Here is a 2,486-nt window from a genome sequence, read left to right on the forward strand (position 1 = left end):
CCGGCATGTCGGCCCGAACGCGGTGCGCCGCTCAGGGATAGACCGTGATCGGCTTTTCTCCGCCGGCGCTCGTCTGGATGGGCATCACCGCGATGGCGCCGGGAGCCGTGAGCGCCACCGCAGCGTGCACGGGCGCCGTCGTCTGCATCCGATAGGTCGTACGCCCCGCGACGGCGACCCCGGCGGTCTCGCCTGCCGGGACGACGATCTCCTGCGCTTGCCCCCCGTCCACGGGTTCGAGTGTGACGGTGGCGTCAGCGTCGGATGTGTTGGCGAGCTGCAGTCTGGCCGCCGGACCGGACGGCACGGCGAACACCACATCGACATCGACCTCAGGAGCCGGCATCACCCAGGCGAAGTCCGAGTCGAGCCCGAATCCGTCCTGCTGTCGGACGGCGGCGATGAGCGGCACGTCCGCTTCCACCTCGACCGTGTACCGACCCGGCTCGAGACCGGACAGGGACACCTGGGACGGGAGATCGGCTTCGAGCGGGACGGTGAACTCATCGGCCAGACCCGCCTCCCCCTCGGCGTGGACCTTGACCTGGACGCGAGCGCCGACGCCCGGCGACAGAACGCGAAGAACAGTCATCTCGGAGTCGTCGCCGCTGGCCGGGAACGCCTCCACCCCGGTGAACACGAGCCTCTGCTGCGCCCCGGGGACCGAGTCCTGCAGGTCGATGCCCGCGGGATCGAGAACCCGCACCAGCGATGACTGGAGGGCTGCGCGCACCGGGGCTCCCACCGCGCTCACCTTCACCACGGGCACGTCGTTGCCGGTGGTGAATGAGGTGAGGGGAAGGGCCGTCTGCGAGCGCGCGGGGACGATCACCGTCCGCGTGCTCCGCGCGGGTCCGTACACCGACAGCGTGACCGTGGACGGGACATCGGCCGCATTCGTCAGCGTCACGATGTCCTCCGTCCCGGTGTCGATGCTTCCTCCGACGAGCCACGACTCCAATCGCGGCTGACCACACGGCAGGGCGGCGTATCCCGCGAGGTCGTCGGCCGCGATCGTGATCGACTCCGCTCCGGCGATCAGCGGTGCCGTGCGCCCGTCGACCCGCCCTGTGAGCCGTTCCGGTCCCTCGGCCTCCGGCAGATCCGTCACCGCGAGCCGATCCGCTTCCGGAGCTCCCGCGGTACCTCCTGTCGTCAGGGACGGGGAGGCTGCGGGGAGCATGTCCAGCGGGGCCGCGGCGTCGCGCCCGAGTGCACGGAGGTCACCGTTGCAGACGAGGATGCTGTCACCGGGGACCGGTGTGACCTCGACCTGTGCCGGATCGTGCGCGACGACAGGCCACGGGGCGTGCACCGCCGTCGCGACACCGATCACGCACGCGGCGATGACCGCCACGCCCGTGATGACCCTGGCACCGGTCGCGGCGACTCGGAATGCGCGGTTGCCACTGCTCATCGGTCCTCCTCGGTAGAGGTCGGGCGTCGTTCACCGCGGTCCGTCGACGCTTCTGTGCCAGACGAAGACGGCTCGTCGCTGGTCGGCTGGGCGATCGGCGCGAGGGCATCCTCGTTCAGTGCGGGCTCGTCCTGCGGGTCCTCGATCGTCCCCACCGGAGCTTCGTCGATGAGGTCAGCGTCCTCCCTGTGCCTCGGCAGGACGATCGGCTCGTCCGGCACACGACCGACGATCCGGGAGCGGGAGCGTGCGGCGCGGCGCGATGCCCTCGTCGGGATCGACAGCAGGAGGGCGGCGAACACCGCCAGCAGCTGCAGGGTGATCACGAGTCGTGCCGTGCCCTGCTGGGCGGAGGTGAGGGAGGGCTGCTCGGCAGGTTCGGCCTCCAGCCGCCAGAGCACTCCACGGTCGGTGGTCCCCGCGTGCACCAGGCCGGCACGCTGGTCGATCGCTGCGACGGCCTCGGTGCGCAGAGCCCTCGCTTTGTCGCCCTCTCCCTGGACCTGGGCGACGAGCACGTAGCTGATCCCCGTCTCCGCGAGGGCACCCGGCGCGTCGAAGTCGCGCGCGGAGAGGAGGTCCACGGCCAGCGTCGAGATGTCGGCGCCCTGTGGCTCGACGGCGGTGGAGGTCAAGGTCGACTGCGAACCGAGGGTCTCGCTCGCGCCCCACGTCACCTCAGCGGCGAGGCCGCCGTCGTTCTGGGGGGTCAGCACGAGAGTGGCGATCGAGCGATCACCGGCCGCCTGTGCTGCCACGTATGCCGGCAGCGTCGAATCCGGCCCGTTGGTCAGGACCGAACGGTCGGTGTGCTGCGCACTGAGCGCGGGCACCGCGCATGCTGCCAGTGCCGCCGCTGCGACCACCGCGGCGGAGACCCGCAGCCGCGGCATGGTGAGAGCGGTGTCCAAGGTGACGACCGCGGCACCGACCACGCCGATCCAGGCCAGGCTGAGCCCTGCCCCTGGCCAGATCGCGACCGGAGTTCCCTGCGCGAAGCTCACGGTGACGCCGACAGCGAGGAAGGCCGTCGCGAGCCCGGATGCAGCGACGACGAGCAGGGTGATCC

Annotated in this window: 1 protein-coding gene and 1 pseudogene; both read right to left on the reverse strand. The window is 71.1% G+C overall.

Features of this window, described 5'->3' with window-relative positions:
• Positions 1 to 31: 31 nt before the first annotated feature.
• Positions 32 to 1,417, reverse strand: coding sequence for a DUF5719 family protein (locus tag DSP71_RS21545; protein ID WP_061017860.1), 1,386 nt, complete (start codon positions 1,415 to 1,417; stop codon positions 32 to 34).
• A pseudogene (locus DSP71_RS21550) lies at positions 1,414 to 2,486 on the reverse strand (glycosyl transferase); the annotation flags it as partial. The gene DSP71_RS21545 and the pseudogene DSP71_RS21550, both read right to left, overlap by 4 nt.

Source organism: Microbacterium sp. H6, assembly GCF_003314775.1.
Lineage (GTDB): Bacteria > Actinomycetota > Actinomycetes > Actinomycetales > Microbacteriaceae > Microbacterium > Microbacterium oxydans.